The sequence below is a fragment of the Enterovibrio litoreus genome (assembly GCF_045679545.1).
Lineage (GTDB): Bacteria > Pseudomonadota > Gammaproteobacteria > Enterobacterales > Vibrionaceae > Enterovibrio.
The window spans coordinates 2,904,444-2,921,357 of the sequence record NZ_CP166194.1 but is presented as its reverse complement, the minus strand read 5'-3'; the positions used below and the strand labels follow the sequence as shown (position 1 = coordinate 2,921,357).

At 48.4% G+C, this 16,914-nt stretch carries 14 protein-coding genes and 7 tRNA genes; 20 read left to right on the top strand and 1 reads right to left on the bottom strand.

Features of this window, described 5'->3' with window-relative positions:
* The first annotated feature begins 11 nt into the window (after nt 1–11).
* From ispF to rpoS, 6 genes are read left to right on the top strand one after another with little or no spacing between them, the layout of a single operon-like run.
* Entirely contained in the window at nt 12–494 is a 483-nt protein-coding gene (ispF, locus tag AB8599_RS12925) for a 2-C-methyl-D-erythritol 2,4-cyclodiphosphate synthase (protein WP_407333224.1), read from the top strand.
* Complete coding sequence (gene truD / locus AB8599_RS12920) at nt 487–1,545, top strand: tRNA pseudouridine(13) synthase TruD (protein ID WP_407331304.1); 1,059 nt, start codon at nt 487–489, stop codon at nt 1,543–1,545. The genes ispF and truD overlap by 8 nt, the downstream gene beginning before the upstream one ends.
* Nucleotides 1,526–2,275 carry a 5'/3'-nucleotidase SurE gene (gene surE / locus AB8599_RS12915; RefSeq protein WP_407331303.1) on the top strand — a complete coding sequence of 250 codons (750 nt, stop codon included), beginning with the start codon at nt 1,526–1,528 and terminating at the stop codon, nt 2,273–2,275. The genes truD and surE overlap by 20 nt, the downstream gene beginning before the upstream one ends.
* Nucleotides 2,276–2,287: 12 nt before the next feature.
* Nucleotides 2,288–2,908, top strand: a complete 621-nt coding sequence (locus AB8599_RS12910) for a protein-L-isoaspartate(D-aspartate) O-methyltransferase (protein WP_407331302.1) — start codon at nt 2,288–2,290, stop codon at nt 2,906–2,908.
* 31 nt (nt 2,909–2,939) lie between these two features.
* On the top strand, nt 2,940–3,875 hold the full coding sequence (locus tag AB8599_RS12905) for a peptidoglycan DD-metalloendopeptidase family protein (protein ID WP_407331301.1): 936 nt from the start codon (nt 2,940–2,942) through the stop codon (nt 3,873–3,875).
* 55 nt (nt 3,876–3,930) lie between these two features.
* Complete coding sequence (gene rpoS, locus AB8599_RS12900; RefSeq protein ID WP_407331300.1) at nt 3,931–4,917, top strand: RNA polymerase sigma factor RpoS; 987 nt, start codon at nt 3,931–3,933, stop codon at nt 4,915–4,917.
* A 100-nt stretch (nt 4,918–5,017) separates the two neighbouring features.
* Here rpoS and mutS read toward each other — a convergent pair whose 3' ends face one another.
* On the bottom strand, nt 5,018–7,552 hold the full coding sequence (gene mutS / locus AB8599_RS12895; RefSeq protein WP_407333223.1) for a DNA mismatch repair protein MutS: 2,535 nt from the start codon (nt 7,550–7,552) through the stop codon (nt 5,018–5,020).
* Nucleotides 7,553–7,712: 160 nt separating this feature from the next.
* On the opposite strand from mutS, the gene pncC reads away from it, so the two are divergent.
* From pncC to oadA, 14 genes are all read left to right on the top strand, one after another.
* Complete coding sequence (pncC, locus tag AB8599_RS12890; RefSeq protein ID WP_407331299.1) at nt 7,713–8,201, top strand: nicotinamide-nucleotide amidase; 489 nt, start codon at nt 7,713–7,715, stop codon at nt 8,199–8,201.
* 123 nt (nt 8,202–8,324) lie between these two features.
* A complete protein-coding gene (gene recA / locus AB8599_RS12885) occupies nt 8,325–9,371 on the top strand; it encodes a recombinase RecA (RefSeq protein ID WP_407331298.1) in 1,047 nt (348 codons plus the stop codon).
* A 29-nt stretch (nt 9,372–9,400) separates the two neighbouring features.
* Nucleotides 9,401–9,820: a regulatory protein RecX gene (locus AB8599_RS12880; protein ID WP_407331297.1), complete on the top strand. Its 420-nt coding sequence runs from the start codon at nt 9,401–9,403 to the stop codon at nt 9,818–9,820.
* Between the two features lie 155 nt (nt 9,821–9,975).
* Nucleotides 9,976–12,558, top strand: coding sequence for an alanine--tRNA ligase (gene alaS / locus AB8599_RS12875; protein WP_407331296.1), 2,583 nt, complete (start codon nt 9,976–9,978; stop codon nt 12,556–12,558).
* Nucleotides 12,559–13,039: 481 nt separating this feature from the next.
* Nucleotides 13,040–13,237, top strand: a complete 198-nt coding sequence (csrA, locus tag AB8599_RS12870) for a carbon storage regulator CsrA (RefSeq protein ID WP_016960259.1) — start codon at nt 13,040–13,042, stop codon at nt 13,235–13,237.
* A 212-nt stretch (nt 13,238–13,449) separates the two neighbouring features.
* Nucleotides 13,450–13,541, top strand: a tRNA-Ser gene (locus tag AB8599_RS12865).
* Nucleotides 13,542–13,620: 79 nt separating this feature from the next.
* A tRNA-Arg gene (locus tag AB8599_RS12860) sits at nt 13,621–13,697 on the top strand.
* Between the two features lie 46 nt (nt 13,698–13,743).
* A tRNA-Ser gene (locus AB8599_RS12855) sits at nt 13,744–13,835 on the top strand.
* Between the two features lie 98 nt (nt 13,836–13,933).
* A tRNA-Arg gene (locus AB8599_RS12850) sits at nt 13,934–14,010 on the top strand.
* Between the two features lie 63 nt (nt 14,011–14,073).
* Nucleotides 14,074–14,150 (top strand) — tRNA-Arg (locus AB8599_RS12845).
* 46 nt (nt 14,151–14,196) lie between these two features.
* Nucleotides 14,197–14,273: transfer RNA gene (locus AB8599_RS12840), tRNA-Arg, on the top strand.
* A gap of 46 nt (nt 14,274–14,319) precedes the next feature.
* Nucleotides 14,320–14,396: transfer RNA gene (locus AB8599_RS12835), tRNA-Arg, on the top strand.
* A 434-nt stretch (nt 14,397–14,830) separates the two neighbouring features.
* Nucleotides 14,831–15,076, top strand: coding sequence for an oxaloacetate decarboxylase subunit gamma (locus tag AB8599_RS12830; protein WP_407331295.1), 246 nt, complete (start codon nt 14,831–14,833; stop codon nt 15,074–15,076).
* Between the two features lie 37 nt (nt 15,077–15,113).
* Nucleotides 15,114–16,898, top strand: coding sequence for a sodium-extruding oxaloacetate decarboxylase subunit alpha (gene oadA, locus AB8599_RS12825; RefSeq protein ID WP_407331294.1), 1,785 nt, complete (start codon nt 15,114–15,116; stop codon nt 16,896–16,898).
* The last annotated feature ends 16 nt before the right edge of the window (nt 16,899–16,914 follow it).

Genomic DNA, 16,914 nt, shown 5'->3' with positions numbered 1-16,914 from the left:
GACAAACAATGATGCGTATTGGACACGGTTTTGACGTACACAAATTTGGCGGAGAAGGCCCCGTTGTTATTGGTGGCGTCAAGATCCCTTACGAGCACGGCTTGATTGCGCACTCCGACGGTGATGTGGCACTGCATGCACTCTGTGATGCATTGCTTGGCGCTATCGCAGCAGGCGACATTGGGCGTCACTTCCCAGACACAGATGCAGAGTGGGAAGGGGCGGACAGCCGTTTCTTGCTGCGTGATGTTTACGCAAAAGTGAAAGCCAAAGGATATGTCATCGGCAATTTGGATGTGACCATCATGGCTCAAGCGCCAAAAATGGCACCGCATATTGATGCTATGTGTGCAGCGATTGCCGACGATCTCGAAACGGATATCAGTAACGTGAATGTGAAAGCCACTACCACTGAACGATTAGGTTTTACTGGGCGCAAAGAAGGCATCGCCTGTGAAGCCGTCGTCATTATCCGTAAGGAATCTCATGAGTGATGTAATGACAACTTTGGCTTACCTGCACGGTAAACCAACCGCGACAGGTCGCTTGAAAGCACAACCTGAGCACTTTTTCGTCAGCGAAACCCTCGACTTTACGCCTGTTGGGCACGGCGAGCATTTCCTTGTTCGTATTCGTAAGATTGGTGAAAACACCAAGTACGTGGTGAACGAATTAGCGAAAGCGTGTGGCGTGAAATCACGAGATGTGAGCTGGGCAGGACTGAAAGACCGCCATGCAGTCACTGAGCAATGGTTCAGTGTTCACCTTCCCGGGCAGCCTGATCCTGACTTAACGGAATTCCTTGAAGCCCATGAAGGGATCGATGCGATTTTAGAAACCACGCGCCACGATAAAAAACTGCGTCCCGGCGATTTGATTGGTAATCGCTTCTCGTTGGTGATCACAGATTTTGAAGGTGATGAGGCGATCGAAGCGCGTCTTACCAACATTCGTGACAAAGGTGTACCAAACTACTTTGGCAGCCAGCGTTTTGGCCGAAACGGCAATAACGTTGTCGCAGCGCGTGAATGGGGTCAAGACAAAATCCGAGTGCGTGACAAGAGCCAGCGCAGTTTTTATCTGTCTGCAGCTCGTTCATATTTGTTTAACTTGGTGTTGTCAGCACGTATTGAACAGGGCATGGCGCATACACCCATGCGCGGAGACATGCTGATCGATGATACCGGTCATCTTAAAATGGCATTGGATATCAATAAAGCCAATGAGCTTATTGAAAAAGGCGCCTGGCAAATTTCCGGTCCGATGACTGGAGACAATGCGTTGCCGACAGAAGCTGACGCACGTAAATTTGAGCAGGCGATTATCAATCAAGAACCAGACTTATTGGCGGTTATTCGCAGTAATCGTATGCGACATGATCGCCGCGCATTGATGCTTTTGCCGAAAGACATGGCATGGACTCACGGTGAAGGAACATTGACTGTGTCTTTCTCGTTGCCCGCAGGAAGTTTCGCGACAGCGGTGATGCGAGAGCTGCTTCAAGACACAATGGATGGAGAGTCTGATGCACATATTGATCAGTAATGACGATGGTGTGTTTGCGGAAGGCATTAATGTGCTCGCGGAAACCCTCTCTGAAATAGCGACAATCACCGTCGTTGCACCAGATCGTAACCGTTCAGGGGCATCCAACTCGTTAACATTGGAAGCGCCGCTGCGTATTCGCGAAGTGGGTGAACGTCGGTATGCAGTGCAGGGCACCCCGACGGATAGTGTGCACATGGCACTCAATGCCTTGATCAAAGAAAAGGTCGACTTCGTCATTGCAGGTATTAATCACGGTGCAAATTTGGGGGACGATGTACTTTATTCAGGCACCGTCGCTGCGGCGACCGAAGGTTTCTTCCTCGGCGTGCCTGCGATAGCGGTCTCCCTTTGTGGCTCCACGCATTTTCATACTGCTGCACAAGTGGTAAAAAAAGCAGTGCTATTCGATCAGCACAACCCATTGCCACGTAATCGTATTTTAAATATTAACGTGCCAGATTGCCCGTTAGATGAATTGAAGGGCTGGCAGGTCACTCGCCTCGGTGCGCGGCATCGTGCAGAAGACATGATTGAACAAACGGATCCACGTGGGCAGCCCATCTTCTGGATCGGCCCTCCGGGTGCGAAGCAAGATGCAGGACCGGGTACAGATTTCCATGCCATTGAAAACAATTGTGTCTCTTTGACGCCTTTACAGGTCGATTTAACAGCGCATGACACGCTGGACACGCTTTCTCAATGGGCAACAAATGCAACGGAACTTTAAAAGGTGATATTGGTGAATTACTCGCATTCACTTATTCAACTATTGCGTCAGCAAGGGATTTCAGATCAACGTGTGCTCAGTGCGATTGAGCGTTTGCCGCGCCATCTCTTCGTGTCTGAGGCGATGGCTCATCAAGCCTATGACAACAACGCACTGCCGATTGGTTTTGGGCAAACGATCTCACAGCCCTATATCGTGGCAAAGATGACTGAGCTCTTAACGCTGCGTTATGACAGTCGCGTATTAGAAGTAGGAACAGGATCTGGTTTTCAGACATGTGTGCTAGCGCAACTGGTTGAGCATGTTTATTCCGTGGAGCGAATTAAGCAACTTCAAATGGTCGCGAAGCGCCGTTTTAAACAGCTTGAGCTCTATAATATATCGACAAAACATGGTGACGGTTGGGAAGGTTGGGCGAGTAAAGGCCCCTTTGATGCCATTATTGTTACTGCTGCTGCAGCCAGCATGCCTCGGGCACTTTGCGAGCAACTTGCAGATGGCGGAACCCTTATTGTGCCTGTCGGCGAGACTGATCAGACACTTTACAAAGTCACCCGTTTTGGTGATGAATTTGAAACAACAGCAATTGAAGCGGTACGTTTTGTCCCATTAGTTGCTGGTGACTTGGCTTAGGTAAGTATTTGTGGGTGAGGTTTCAATTCAGTTGAAAGTATTGGTTTTTCTTTCTGTGTTGGGATTTTTGTCTGCGTGCTCTATTTCTAGCCCTGCGCCTGTTTCTAGTGTGGGTCCTGACTATGGGGATATTGAGCGGGGAAGCTACCGCGGCAGTTATTACAAGGTGCAGAAGGGCGATACCCTTTACTACATCGCGTATATCACTGACCGAGACGTGAAAGAAATCATCAGCGCCAACAAGTTAGCACCTCCCTATACGATCTTCCCTGGACAGAAACTCGATCTCTGGCAAAAGAAATACGTCCCGCCTGTGTATGGCAAGAAAGGCGACGTTCCTATTATCCCCGCTGCTGTGCCCGTGGCAGTGGCGGCAGCACCCGTCGCGGTCACAAAGTCGCCAACCCCCCCTACAGGATCATCTGCTAAAACAGGCAAAGATAATCAAAAATACGCTTCGCAAAAAAAGCCTGAGTCTAGTTCACAGAATAAGAAAAATGTTGAACAGCAAAAAGTGAAGGAGTACAGTCAGCCTGTAACAAAAAACAAACCATCTGTTGATAAATCTGCAAATAAGTCACCAGGAACGCCGAAAGCAATAAGTTGGCAATGGCCAGTAAGCGGACGTGTCGTTTCAGGGTTTTCTAGCTCAGAGCTCGGAAACAAAGGTGTCGATATAGCAGGTAAACGTGGGCAAAGCATTAGTGCTTCTGCCGATGGTAAGGTGGTTTATGCGGGCAATGCGCTTCGCGGTTATGGGAACTTAATCATTATTAAACACAATGATGATTACTTAAGCGCTTATGCACACAACGACCGCATATTTGTTTCGGAACGCCAGAATGTCAAAAAGGGGCAAAAAATAGCCTCAATGGGTAGCTCTGGTACAAACAGTGTCCGGTTGCACTTCGAGATTCGCTACAAAGGAAAATCGGTGAATCCGTTAAGGTATCTGCCGAAACGGTAATCCGAGACAGTTTTTGCTGTACTGTCATGCTGCTACGCCAAAATTGGGAGGCGCTATGGGTCAGAATAATACCGCAAAGAAAGTCGATGACACGGTCGTTGAAGACGCTGATATCGAGCAAATGGAGCTTGATAGTGAAGCTGAAACTGCTGAAGTAGCGGAAAACGTCGAAGAGTCGGTCTCCTTCTCTGCATCATCCAAAGCATTGGATGCTACTCAACTTTATCTAAGCGAAATTGGTTACTCTCCACTGCTCACGGCAGATGAAGAGGTCCTGTACGCACGACGCGCACTTCGTGGTGATGAAGCCGCTCGCAAACGTATGATTGAAAGTAACCTCCGTTTGGTGGTGAAGATTTCTCGTCGTTACTCTAATCGCGGTCTTGCTCTGCTTGATCTGGTGGAAGAGGGTAACTTGGGATTGATTCGTGCGGTTGAGAAATTCGATCCAGAACGTGGGTTCCGTTTCTCTACTTATGCCACGTGGTGGATTCGTCAGACGATTGAACGCGCGATCATGAACCAGACTCGCACCATTCGCCTACCTATTCATGTCGTGAAAGAGCTAAATGTCTATTTACGTACTGCACGTGAATTGGCTCAAAAGCTTGATCATGAGCCAACAGCAGAAGACATTGCACTGCAACTTGATAAGCCTGTTGAAGACGTCAACCGTATGTTGCGCCTTAACGAGCGTATCAGCTCAGTGGATAACCCTATCGGCGGTGATTCAGAAAAAGCACTGCTAGATATCATCCCTGATGAAAAAGAAGGCGGTCCTGAAACTACCACGCAAGACGATGACATGAAAAAGTCTATCGTTCATTGGCTGCAAGAATTGAACCCGAAACAACGCGAAGTGCTAGCACGCCGCTTTGGATTGTTGGGTCATGAAGCATCAACATTGGAAGATGTTGGTCGTGAGATTGGGTTGACTCGTGAACGTGTGCGTCAAATCCAAGTGGAAGGTCTGCGTCGCCTGCGCGACATGTTGACCCACCAAGGTTTGAACATTGAATCGCTGTTCAATACTGAGCACTAAGCACTTCTCTTCTTATTTTTCGTTTCTAAGTGTTTAGTAAAAAGCCCCGTTAGGGGCTTTTTTGTGTTTTGCGTTTATTGGCGCTATTTCAACTGACCAGTTATAGAAGAGCTTTCAGTCGATAAAGCGCATCTAACGCTTGTCGTGGCGTGAGGTTATCGGGCTCGATATCTGCCAGCGCCTTTTCGGTTTCGCTCAGCTCTGGAATAAGCGAAAGTTGTGCTATGGAGGTTGGCTTAACAGCTTCACCTGTCACCACCTCATGCCCGCTTGCTTCTAATTGACGAAGTTTGTTTTTCGCCCGCTGAATGACGGTTTTAGGCACGCCTGCAAGACCTGCAACCGCCAAACCGTAAGATTTGCTCGCTGCACCTTCTTGAACGGCGTGCATAAAGGCAATCTCATCACCGTGTTCAACCGCATCAAGGTGAACGTTAACCAAGCCTTCAATTTGACCTGAAAGTTCGGTCAATTCGAAATAATGGGTGGCAAATAAGGTCATTGCTTTGAGTTTTTCTGCCAGCCACTCTGCACTTGCCCACGCCAGCGATAATCCATCATAGGTGCTGGTGCCGCGGCCGATCTCATCCATCAATACCAAGCTATTTTCTGTGGCGTTGTGAAGGATGTTTGCCGTTTCGGTCATCTCAACCATGAACGTTGAGCGACCAGAGGCCAGATCGTCCGATGCGCCAATACGGGTGAAGATACGATCCACAGGGCCAAGAGTCACGGCTTCTGCTGGTACGTAGGAGCCAATGTGCGCGAGTAGGGTAATCAGTGCTGTTTGGCGCATGTACGTCGACTTACCACCCATGTTTGGGCCAGTAATAATTAGCATTCGGCGCTCGGGGCGCAAAGATGTTGGGTTTGCAATAAACGGCGCATCCAGCACTTGCTCAACCACAGGGTGGCGACCACCTGTGATGTCAATCCCGCGTTCTTCGCTCAAAGTAGGGCGGCAGTAGTTCAATGTTTCTGCCCGCTCAGCAAGGTTCGCCATGACATCCAGTGTTGACAATGAGTCTGAAACTTTCTGTAAGGTTTCAAGATGCGGCAATAGTTTGTCGAACAATTCTTCCCAAAGTTTCTTTTCTAGCGCCAAGGCTTTTGATTTGGAGTTTAGTACCTTGTCTTCGTGGGCTTTAAGCTCAGGAATGATGTAGCGCTCTGCATTCTTCAGCGTTTGGCGGCGAACATAGTGCGGAGGGACTAAGTGGCTTTGACCTCGGCTAACCTGAATAAAGAAGCCATGAACCTGATTAAAACCAACCTTGAGGGTGTCGATGTTATGTTGTTCACGTTCACGTCGCTCAAGCTCTTCTAAAAAGCGCGTGGCTCCCTCAGCCAGTTCACGCCATTCATCCAATTCTGCGTTATATCCCGGGGCGATAACGCCGCCATCACGAATCACAACAGGTGGCGCTTCAACGACGGCATCTACCAACAATTGCACGAGTTCTGGCATTGGCTCACATGCCGCTTTTAGCGGTGCAATCGAACTGTTTTCTACTTCCACCAACAGGGACTCAACTTCAGGCAACTGCTGCAATGCGCCGCGAAGCCTTGCCATGTCGCGTGGGCGTGCTGAACGTAGTGCCAAACGTGCCAGAATACGCTCCATATCGCCAACGGGGTGCAGCGTTGTGGCTAGGTCAGCATAAATGCCCGTATCTTTTAATGCGGTGATGGCATCAAGGCGTGCATTGACGGTTGAAAAATCACGCATCGGCTGATGTAACCAGCGTTTTAGTAAGCGACTTCCCATTGGTGTTGTCGTTTTGTCCAATATAGATGCAACGGTATTTTCAACGCCACCTGACAGATTTTGCGTCAGTTCAAGGTTACGACGCGTCGCTGCATCTAAAATGACAGAATGATCTTTATTCTCTTTGACCAAGGCGCGAATGTGAGGCAATGCGGTGCGCTGCGTATCTTTCACGTATTGCATTAAGCAACCCGCAGCAGCGAGACCCAGTGAGCAGCCTTCGACGCCAAAACCAATCAGATCACGAGTGCCAAACTGTTGGTTTAGCTGTTGCTTCGCCGTTTCGACATCGAACTCCCAAATTGGGCGACGACGGCTGCCTTTGCTCATCGCGGTCAGCGAAGGGAAGGCAAAATCTTCAGGGTAGAGGAGTTCAGCTGGTCGAGTACGTTGAAGTTCGGCCTGCATTTCTTCTTCTGTTGCGGGTTCACTGAGCAGGAATCGCCCTGATGTAATATCCAAAGTGGCATACCCAAAGCGCTCACCGTTGGCATAAATGGCGGCTACTAGGTTATCAACACGTTCGCTGAGTAAGGCTTCATCGGAAACAGTGCCTGGTGTGATAATTCGCACTACTTGGCGATCAACTGGCCCTTTGCTAGTGGCGGGGTCGCCAATTTGCTCACAAATTGCAGCAGATTCTCCGAGCTGAACCAGACGCGCGAGGTAGCCTTCGACAGAATGATAGGGAACCCCAGCCATTGGGATTGGTTCGCCAGCAGAGGCACCGCGCTTGGTCAGTGATATATCGAGCAATTGCGAAGCTCGCTTGGCATCGTCAAAGAACAATTCGTAGAAATCACCCATACGATAGAAAAGAAGTTCTTCAGGATGCTGCGCCTTAATTCTAAGGTATTGCTGCATCATTGGCGTGTGAGTAGCGAGTGCTTGTACTGTCACGTTCTGGCCTGCAAAATTACAAAGGTAAAGAGAAGGTAACAAGGATACGTGAATCGCGGTGACAGGGTAAAGTATCGATATCGCGATGACTGGAAGATGATGAAAAATATGACCGTCAGAGGGAAGCATGAAACAGTTAGTGAAATTGGCAACACAAATTGGTGAGCGGCTGAAAGAGAACCAACAGACGGTGACCACTGCTGAGTCATGCACCGGCGGTGGTATTGCTTATATGCTGACAGAGATTGCAGGTAGTTCTGCATGGTTTGAGCGCGCGTTTGTTACTTATAGCAATGAAGCGAAGACGGATTTGGTTGGGGTATCGAACGAAACGCTTATTGCTCATGGGGCAGTGAGTGAAGAAGTTGCCGCACAAATGGCAGAGGGCGCACTTAAAGCGGCCAACGCTGATTTTGCTTTGGCAGTCACAGGCATTGCAGGCCCAACGGGAGGCAGCGATGAAAAACCAGTTGGCATGGTGTGCTTTGGTTGGGCGACCAAGAAAGGGGTCGTGACAGAGACCTGCTTGTTTGATGGTACACGTTACGATATTCGTCGTAACACCATCGCCCACAGTTTGTGCCGTTTGCTCAGTTACCTAGAAGCTGAAAAATAAGAGACGTGACACGAAAGCAAAGAAAAAGTTTACACAGGGCTAGACACTGTATAAATGGACAGTATACTTAGCCCCATAAGTGAACAGTTATCTGAACGAATATTGCTTCCGTTGGAGAATCAAATGGACGACAACAAACAGAAGGCGTTAGCCGCGGCCCTGGGCCAGATCGAGAAACAATTTGGTAAAGGATCGATCATGCGTCTAGGCGACGATCGCACCATGGATATTGATACCGTATCAACCGGGTCATTGTCACTGGATATCGCGCTGGGAGCGGGTGGCTTGCCGTTCGGTCGTATTGTTGAAATCTACGGTCCTGAATCTTCAGGTAAAACAACGTTAACGCTGCAAGTCGTGGCGGAAGCGCAGAAAATTGGCAAGACTTGTGCGTTTATCGATGCGGAACACGCACTTGACCCAGTTTATGCGGGCAAGTTAGGTGTTGATATCGACAACCTATTGGTTTCACAGCCAGATACCGGTGAGCAGGCGCTGGAAATTGCGGATGCATTGACTCGCTCAGGCGCTGTTGACGTTATCATCATTGACTCCGTTGCTGCATTGACACCTAAAGCTGAAATCGAAGGCGAAATGGGTGATTCTCACATGGGTCTGCAAGCGCGTATGCTTTCTCAAGCTATGCGTAAGCTGACTGCCAACATCAAGAACAGCAACACCTTGATGATTTTCATCAACCAAATCCGTATGAAAATTGGTGTGATGTTTGGTAATCCAGAAACCACTACTGGTGGTAACGCACTGAAGTTTTATGCATCTGTTCGTCTTGATATTCGCCGCATTGGTTCTATCAAAGAAGGCGACGAGATTGTTGGTAACGACACCCGCGTAAAAGTCGTGAAGAACAAGATTGCAGCACCGTTTAAACAAGCTGAATTCCAAATCATGTACGGCGAAGGTATCAACCTTTATGGCGAACTCATCGACTTGGGCGTTAAGCACAAGCTGGTTGAGAAAGCTGGCGCTTGGTACAGCTATAACGGTGACAAGATTGGTCAAGGTAAGTCGAATTCTTGTAAATACCTGAAAGAGAACCCACACCTTGCTCAAGAGTTAGACAAAAAACTGCGCGATATGTTGTTGGGCGGTGGTAAAGAAGAAAGCGCAAAAAAAGAAGATGATAAACAGCCAGAAGGCGAAGCGTTCTGACTTTAAGCGCGAGAGAATTAGCGGTGGGCATGCTAGCCCGCCGCGATCATTCTGAACTGGAACTTCGCCAAAAATTGGCGCAGAAACAGTGCCCACCAGAAGACATCGATACTGCCATTGAGCATTGCCATTATCATGGTTGGCTAGATGACAAGCGATTTGCCGAAGCTACGTTACGCCATGGTGTGGCGAAAGGGCATGGCTGGCAGCGAATCTGCTTTGATGCCAAACGCAAAGGTATCACCACGCCTATGCTGGAAACAGCGCAAGAAAATCAACAGCATGATTGGTATGAGTTAGCGAAAGAATTAGCGACTCGTCGCTTTGCTGATCTTGACGGCGTCTTGCCTGAGGTTGATTTGAAGCAACGTGCTAAGTGGACGCGCTACCTGCAAAGCCGCGGTTTTAGTTTCGATCAAATCAACTACGCACTGTCAAAAGAAAGCTAAATCCTTGCCATTCTTGCCTCGCACTGCGAGCTATCTTCTTTCTGCCTCTTTTCGCCACTGGTTAGGTTGTTTACAATAAGCCCTAATTGACTCTGGTAATTTCGCTGTTAACGGCGATTTAGTTACTACCACAACTCTAATTTCAGGATTAGCCAATGTACATGAGCACCGACGAGGTTCGCACTGCGTTTCTCCAATTCTTTGAAAGCAAAGGGCATACCATTGTGCCTAGCTCATCGCTTGTGCCTGCAAACGACCCAACGCTGTTGTTTACAAACGCAGGTATGAACCAGTTTAAAGATTGCTTCCTTGGCGCCGAAAAACGTGCCTATACGCGTGCAACATCAGCGCAGCGCTGTGTTCGTGCGGGTGGCAAGCATAACGATCTGGAAAATGTGGGTTTCACTGCCCGTCACCACACCTTCTTTGAAATGCTGGGTAACTTCAGCTTTGGTGACTACTTCAAAGAAGACGCTATTGCGTATGCGTGGGAGTTTCTGACTGACGTTTTGAAACTGCCAAAAGACCGCTTAATGGTGACGATATACGAAACAGACGATGAAGCATTCGCTTTGTGGAACGAGAACATTGGCATTCCTGCGGATCGCATTGTGCGTATTGGTGACAAGGAAGGGGGTAAGGCGTTTGAGTCAGACAACTTCTGGCAAATGGGCGATACCGGACCTTGTGGCCCATGTACCGAAATTTTCTACGATCACGGTGATCACATTTGGGGCGGTCCTCCGGGCTCACCAGAAGAAGACGGTGACCGTTTCATCGAGATCTGGAACAACGTATTCATGCAGTTTAACCGTCATGCCGATGGCACGATGGAGCCATTGCCAAAACCGTCTGTAGATACGGGTATGGGCATTGAGCGTATCGCAGCAATCATGCAAGGCGTTCATTCAAACTATGAAATTGATATTTTCCAAACGTTGATCAAATCAACGGCTGACGTGATTGGTTACGAAGATTTGTCTAACCAATCTCTGCGCGTTGTGGCTGACCATATACGTTCATGTGCGTTTTTGATCGTTGATGGTGTGATGCCGTCAAACGAAGGTCGCGGCTATGTGTTGCGACGTATTATTCGTCGTGCTGTTCGTCACGGTAACAAGCTAGGCGCGAAAGGCGCATTCTTCTACAAACTAGTGGGTCCTTTGGCTGAGATCATGGGTACTGCGGGCGAAGAGTTGAAGAAACAGCAAGCCCTGGTTGAGAAAGTGTTGAAGATTGAAGAAGAAAACTTCGGTCGCACCCTGGATCGCGGCATGGCGATTTTGGACGATGCACTTGAGAGCTTGAAAGGCGACATCCTTGATGGCGAAACTGTCTTCAAACTTTATGATACCTACGGCTTCCCCGCTGATCTGACAAACGATGTTGCGCGTGAGCGCAATCTAACCATCGATGAAGAAGGCTTTGAAGCTGCGATGGAAGCACAACGTAAACGTGCACGTGAGGCTGGCCAGTTTGGCACTGACTACAACTCTGTTATCAAAGTAGAAAGTGACTCCGTGTTCACCGGTTACGGCGAGACGGAAGGTCGCGGTTTGATCACCGACATCTTTGTTGATGGCTTAGCAACCGACACCTTAGCAAACGCTGATGAAGCTGTGATTGTGCTTGATCAAACACCATTCTACGCCGAGTCAGGTGGTCAATGTGGTGATGCCGGCTTCTTGATGACAGATGCTGGCAAGTTTGAAGTGATTGATACGCAGAAATACGGCGCAGCAATTGGTCACCGCGGTAAGTTGGTTGACGGCACGTTGACGGTCGGTGACAGCGTTGAAGCTCATGTGAATGCTGAGCGCCGCCAGGCCATTGCACTTAACCACTCAGCGACTCACCTGCTTCACGAAGCCTTGCGTATCGTGCTTGGGGAGCATGTTCAACAGAAAGGCTCTCTGGTTCGCGCTGAAGGCCTGCGTTTTGACTTCTCACACCTTGAAGCGGTGAAGCCAGAAGAGCTACGCACCGTAGAAGCGATGGTCAATGAGCAAATCCGTCGTAACCATGAAGTTAGCACCGAATTGATGGACATTGAGTCAGCAAAAGCAAAAGGTGCGATGGCGCTGTTCGGTGAGAAATATGACGAGCAGGTTCGTGTTCTGAGCATGGGCGATTTCTCAATCGAACTGTGTGGTGGTACTCACGCCAATCGTACCGGTGATATCGGTATGTTGAAAATTGTCTCTGAAAGCGGCATTGCGGCAGGTATTCGTCGTATTGAAGCGGTGACGGGCAAAGGCGCGGAAGAGGCGTTCTATCGTCAGCAGCAAGAATTCACGCAAAAAGTGAATGACTCTCAAAGCCGTGCGAAAGCACTAGAAAAAGAGATCCAACTGCTGAAAGAAAAACTGGCGGCACAAGAAAGTGCAAGCTTAATCAACAATGTTCAAGAAATTAACGGCATTAAGGTACTGATCTGCAAGCTAGATGGTGCAGACAACAAAGCACTGCGTACCATGGTTGATGATTTGAAAAACCAAATGGGCAGTGGTGTTGTATTCCTTGGTAACGTTGCTGACGACAAAGTTGGTTTGATTGCTGGTGTGACCAAAGATCTGACTGGCAAAGTGAAAGCGGGCGAGTTGGTCAACATGGTTGCTCAACAAGTCGGAGGTAAAGGCGGTGGTCGTCCAGATATGGCGCAAGCGGGCGGTACAGACGTATTAGCGTTGCCTGCGGCGCTCGACTCGGTTACACCATGGCTGACAGAGCGCCTATAGGGTATTTAAGCACTGTAAAATCTGTGTAAAGAAAGGCTTCCTAGGGAAGCCTTTTTTTGTCCCTATTCTTTGTAGCGTTTATTCTTTGCACTTTTATTTGAACTCTGTATAGTGCATCGCCTTAAAGTGGATGAGGCTTTTAAATAAAGTCTTATACATCGGAATTTTTTCCGAGAAGACGAACTTTCTTTACTGTGCAGTATCTTACAAGGTGATCTTCTGTGCACAGGAGTCACAATGTCTGGATTCGATCGCTAAATTCTCATTGGCAAACTGGAGTTGGCCAGAGAAATAAGCCATATTGAAAAACCGTGAAGGCGCCGAATAGCTGTTTCAGGTGCCTGTAAAGGATGCTCTCAAGGAAGGAAAGATGTTGATTGTCCATCTCGGAGCTTGAGCTGCCGCGTGAGTTTGCTTCGTGCAGTAAGAAGACCAAACACTCAACTAAGAAGAAAGTTGTAATTACTCAAGGAGTAGAAGAATGCTGATTTTGACTCGTCGCGTTGGTGAAACGCTGATGATTGGTGATGAAGTAACGGTAACTGTACTGGGTGTTAAAGGTAACCAAGTACGTATTGGTGTGAACGCGCCTAAAGAAGTGTCTGTTCACCGTGAAGAGATCTACATGCGTATTCAGGCTGAAAAAGGCAATCCAACGCCTACCACTGGTAATTTCTAAGCTTTACGCAGTCGTATTTTACAAAAGGCCGATTATTTCATCGGCCTTTTTGCTAAAGACAGGTTGTTCATTTAAAACGCAAATGGATGCTTTTGTGTCCACTCGCTAGTGCGAATGGCGGAGAAGTGTGCAAACGCACCGTGATTGCAGCTTTTTCCAGATAAAGTGTTTGACATATTTCTGGCTCAAAGTAATATGTGCCTCCGCAAGACGGTGAGGTGGCCGAGAGGCTGAAGGCGCTCCCCTGCTAAGGGAGTATACGGTTTATCCCGTATCGAGGGTTCGAATCCCTCCTTCACCGCCATTATTTTGTTGGTGGTTAGAAATGACAATCAACACGTTTTCTCTAGCAAAGAAAACCATTTCTCAAATTGAGAAATATTGCGCGTGTAGCTCAGCTGGATAGAGTACCTGGCTACGAACCAGGCGGTCGGAGGTTCGAATCCTCCCACGCGCACCATTTTACGTAACGAGTTGTTTGACTTGTTATTGCACCAAATTTGTGTGGTGAGGTGGCCGAGAGGCTGAAGGCGCTCCCCTGCTAAGGGAGTATACGGTTTATCCCGTATCGAGGGTTCGAATCCCTCCTTCACCGCCATTCTTTGCCACCACTGAATTTACCCAAGGTAATGTTCATTGGTGGCACTGTTCCTTTTGTAGCTGAGAGGAACGCTTTATGAAAGAAGAAAGCACTGTGCGCGTGTAGCTCAGCTGGATAGAGTACCTGGCTACGAACCAGGCGGTCGGAGGTTCGAATCCTCCCACGCGCACCACTATTTAAAAACGATAAGTCACAGGCTTATTGTGTAAGACCAAGATTTGTGTAACACCAAGATGCGCGTGTAGCTCAGCTGGATAGAGTACCTGGCTACGAACCAGGCGGTCGGAGGTTCGAATCCTCCCACGCGCACCACTATTTAAAAACGATAAGCCACAAGCTTGTTGTGTAACACCAAGATGCGCGTGTAGCTCAGCTGGATAGAGTACCTGGCTACGAACCAGGCGGTCGGAGGTTCGAATCCTCCCACGCGCACCACTATTTAAAAACGATAAGCCACAGGCTTGTTGTGTAACACCAAGATGCGCGTGTAGCTCAGCTGGATAGAGTACCTGGCTACGAACCAGGCGGTCGGAGGTTCGAATCCTCCCACGCGCACCATCTTCTCTCTGCATTTAAATGCATTTTTACTGCTTATTCTTCTATTATCTCAAAAAGCAAACTTCCTTCTGTTTATACCCTATTTCCCCGCTTTCAGTGACTTCTCTCTAAACACTGTTTATCAGTTCTATAATCCAGCCTTAATTCGCTGACATTACTCTCTTTTTTTCCATTTTTTTTAGTAACATAGTGATGCCATAGAGCACCAATTGGCATTAACAAGTTGATAACAATTGTGCATTTTTATTGCGTCAGAGGCCGAAAATGGCAGAAATGATCAGTATTACAGGATTGTCATTATTGTGATTTGTTAGTATTTTGACCCATTACTTAACTGAATAAGTAAATTCTCAATAAAATGTTACTCACATCTGAGAGAATGGTTGTTGCTGGTTGGTCTTTAGGCTAATCGGTTCAAAGGAAGGAACAAACCTATGGATTTGGGAAGCACGCTCGAACAAGCAGCCACGCTCATGTTAACTGGCATGGCGGTAGTTTTCATTTTTCTCACCATTTTGATCGTTCTGGTCAATCTGATGTCACGTCTTGTCCCCGAAGAGTTGCCACCTCAGGCCGCTTCGACCACCACCCCTAATCAAAATAATAATGGTCAAATTTCTGGGAATACTATCGCTGCCATTTCCGCAGCTGTACATAAATATCGTAGTCGCCAGCGTTAGCTGATGCGCAACATACAATTACAAGGAGTTATGTCGTATGTCTAAGCCACTCGCTATTACAGATGTCGTTTTACGCGACGCCCATCAGTCGCTTTTTGCGACGCGTATGCGTCTTGATGACATGTTACCGATTGCTGCGGCGCTCGATGACGTCGGTTATTGGTCTTTGGAAACGTGGGGCGGTGCAACGTTTGACTCCTGCATCCGTTATCTCGGAGAAGATCCGTGGGTGCGTCTGCGTGAGCTGAAAAAAGCGATGCCAAAAACACCGATGCAGATGCTGCTTCGTGGTCAAAATCTGCTGGGTTATCGCCATTATGCCGATGACGTGGTGGAGAAGTTTGTTGAACGCTCACATGCTAATGGTATGGATGTCTTCCGTATTTTCGATGCGATGAACGACGTACGTAACTTTGAAAGAGCCGTTAAGTCAGCGGTCGATGTTGGCGCGCACGCGCAGGGTACGTTGTCTTATACGACGAGCCCGCATCACACGCTAGATACGTGGACAGATCTTGCTAAGCGTCTAGAAGATCTTGGATGTCATTCTCTTTGTATCAAAGACATGGCGGGTTTGCTTCGACCTTACGAAGCAGAAGAGCTCATCAAGCGCATTAAAGCCTCTTGTGATATTCCTCTTGCGCTTCACTGTCATGCAACCACAGGGCTTTCTACCGCAACGGCTGTTAAGGCAGTAGAAGCGGGTCTTGATATCCTTGATACAGCAATCTCTTCGATGAGTTCGACCTACGGACACACGCCAACTGAAACTGTTGTTGCCATGCTGCAAGGCACTGAGCGCGACACCGGTTTGCAACTCGACAAAATTGAACCTATCGCTGCCTACTTCCGCGAAGTGCGGAAGAAATACGCCAAGTTTGAAGGTCAGCTCAAAGGTGTTGATTCACGTATTCTGATTGCCCAAGTGCCTGGTGGCATGCTGACTAACATGGAAGGTCAGTTAAAAGAGCAGGGCGCAGCAGATCGTCTCGATGAGGTGCTGGAAGAAATCCCACGTGTACGTCAAGATCTTGGTTATATCCCACTGGTTACACCAACGTCGCAAATTGTTGGTACCCAAGCGGTTATCAACGTGTTGACGGGAGAGCGCTATAAGAGCATTACCAAAGAAACTGCAGGCGTACTGAAAGGCGAATACGGCGCTGCGCCATCTAAGGTAAATGCTGAGCTTCAGGCGCGCGTACTTGATGGCGCTCAACCTATCACGTGTCGCCCAGCGGATTTGCTAGAAGCTGAACTTCACTTGTTGACGGACGAGTTGGTTGCTAAATCGAAAGAAGAAGGCATTTTACTGGCAGAGGCGCAGGTGGATGATGTTCTTACTTACGCTTTGTTCCCTCAAGTTGGCCTTAAGTTCCTGAAAAACCGTGGTAACCCCGATGCATTTGAACCTGCTCCAGGTACAGAAGCTGATGTGGCGACGACTGCGGTACAAGCGCCAGTGGCTGCTGCATCTGGCGATACTGAAGCATACAGTGTTCAAGTTAATGGTCAGGTATTTGATGTGGTTGTTGGCCCTCAAGGAGAGCTCACATCTGTTGCGCCAACCGCTACTCCACAGGCTGCGCCTGCACCAACATCGGGGACGACAGAGGCCGTTGCAGCACCATTGGCTGGCAATATCTTCAAGGTGATTGCCAAACAAGGCCATCAAGTTCAGGAAGGGGACGTGTTAATCATCCTTGAAGCGATGAAAATGGAAACGGAAATCCGAGCTGCTCGTGCAGGTATTGTTCAAGACGTCATGGTGAAAGAGGGTGATTCAGTCACTGTTGGCTCTCCATTGATGAGCCTAGCGTAAGAGGATAGAGGAAAAC

What these genes read in the sequence shown, in the direction of transcription:
- ispF (WP_407333224.1), top strand. Translation starts at nt 12, where the DNA reads ATGCGTATTGGACACGGTTTTGACGTACACAAATTTGGCGGAGAAGGC.
- truD (WP_407331304.1), top strand. Translation starts at nt 487, where the DNA reads ATGAGTGATGTAATGACAACTTTGGCTTACCTGCACGGTAAACCAACC.
- surE (WP_407331303.1), top strand. Translation starts at nt 1,526, where the DNA reads ATGCACATATTGATCAGTAATGACGATGGTGTGTTTGCGGAAGGCATT.
- rpoS (WP_407331300.1), top strand. Translation starts at nt 3,931, where the DNA reads ATGGGTCAGAATAATACCGCAAAGAAAGTCGATGACACGGTCGTTGAA.
- mutS (WP_407333223.1), bottom strand. Translation starts at nt 7,552, where the DNA reads ATGATGCAGCAATACCTTAGAATTAAGGCGCAGCATCCTGAAGAACTT.
- pncC (WP_407331299.1), top strand. Translation starts at nt 7,713, where the DNA reads ATGAAACAGTTAGTGAAATTGGCAACACAAATTGGTGAGCGGCTGAAA.
- recA (WP_407331298.1), top strand. Translation starts at nt 8,325, where the DNA reads ATGGACGACAACAAACAGAAGGCGTTAGCCGCGGCCCTGGGCCAGATC.
- AB8599_RS12880 (WP_407331297.1), top strand. Translation starts at nt 9,401, where the DNA reads ATGCTAGCCCGCCGCGATCATTCTGAACTGGAACTTCGCCAAAAATTG.
- alaS (WP_407331296.1), top strand. Translation starts at nt 9,976, where the DNA reads ATGTACATGAGCACCGACGAGGTTCGCACTGCGTTTCTCCAATTCTTT.
- csrA (WP_016960259.1), top strand. Translation starts at nt 13,040, where the DNA reads ATGCTGATTTTGACTCGTCGCGTTGGTGAAACGCTGATGATTGGTGAT.
- AB8599_RS12830 (WP_407331295.1), top strand. Translation starts at nt 14,831, where the DNA reads ATGGATTTGGGAAGCACGCTCGAACAAGCAGCCACGCTCATGTTAACT.
- oadA (WP_407331294.1), top strand. Translation starts at nt 15,114, where the DNA reads ATGTCTAAGCCACTCGCTATTACAGATGTCGTTTTACGCGACGCCCAT.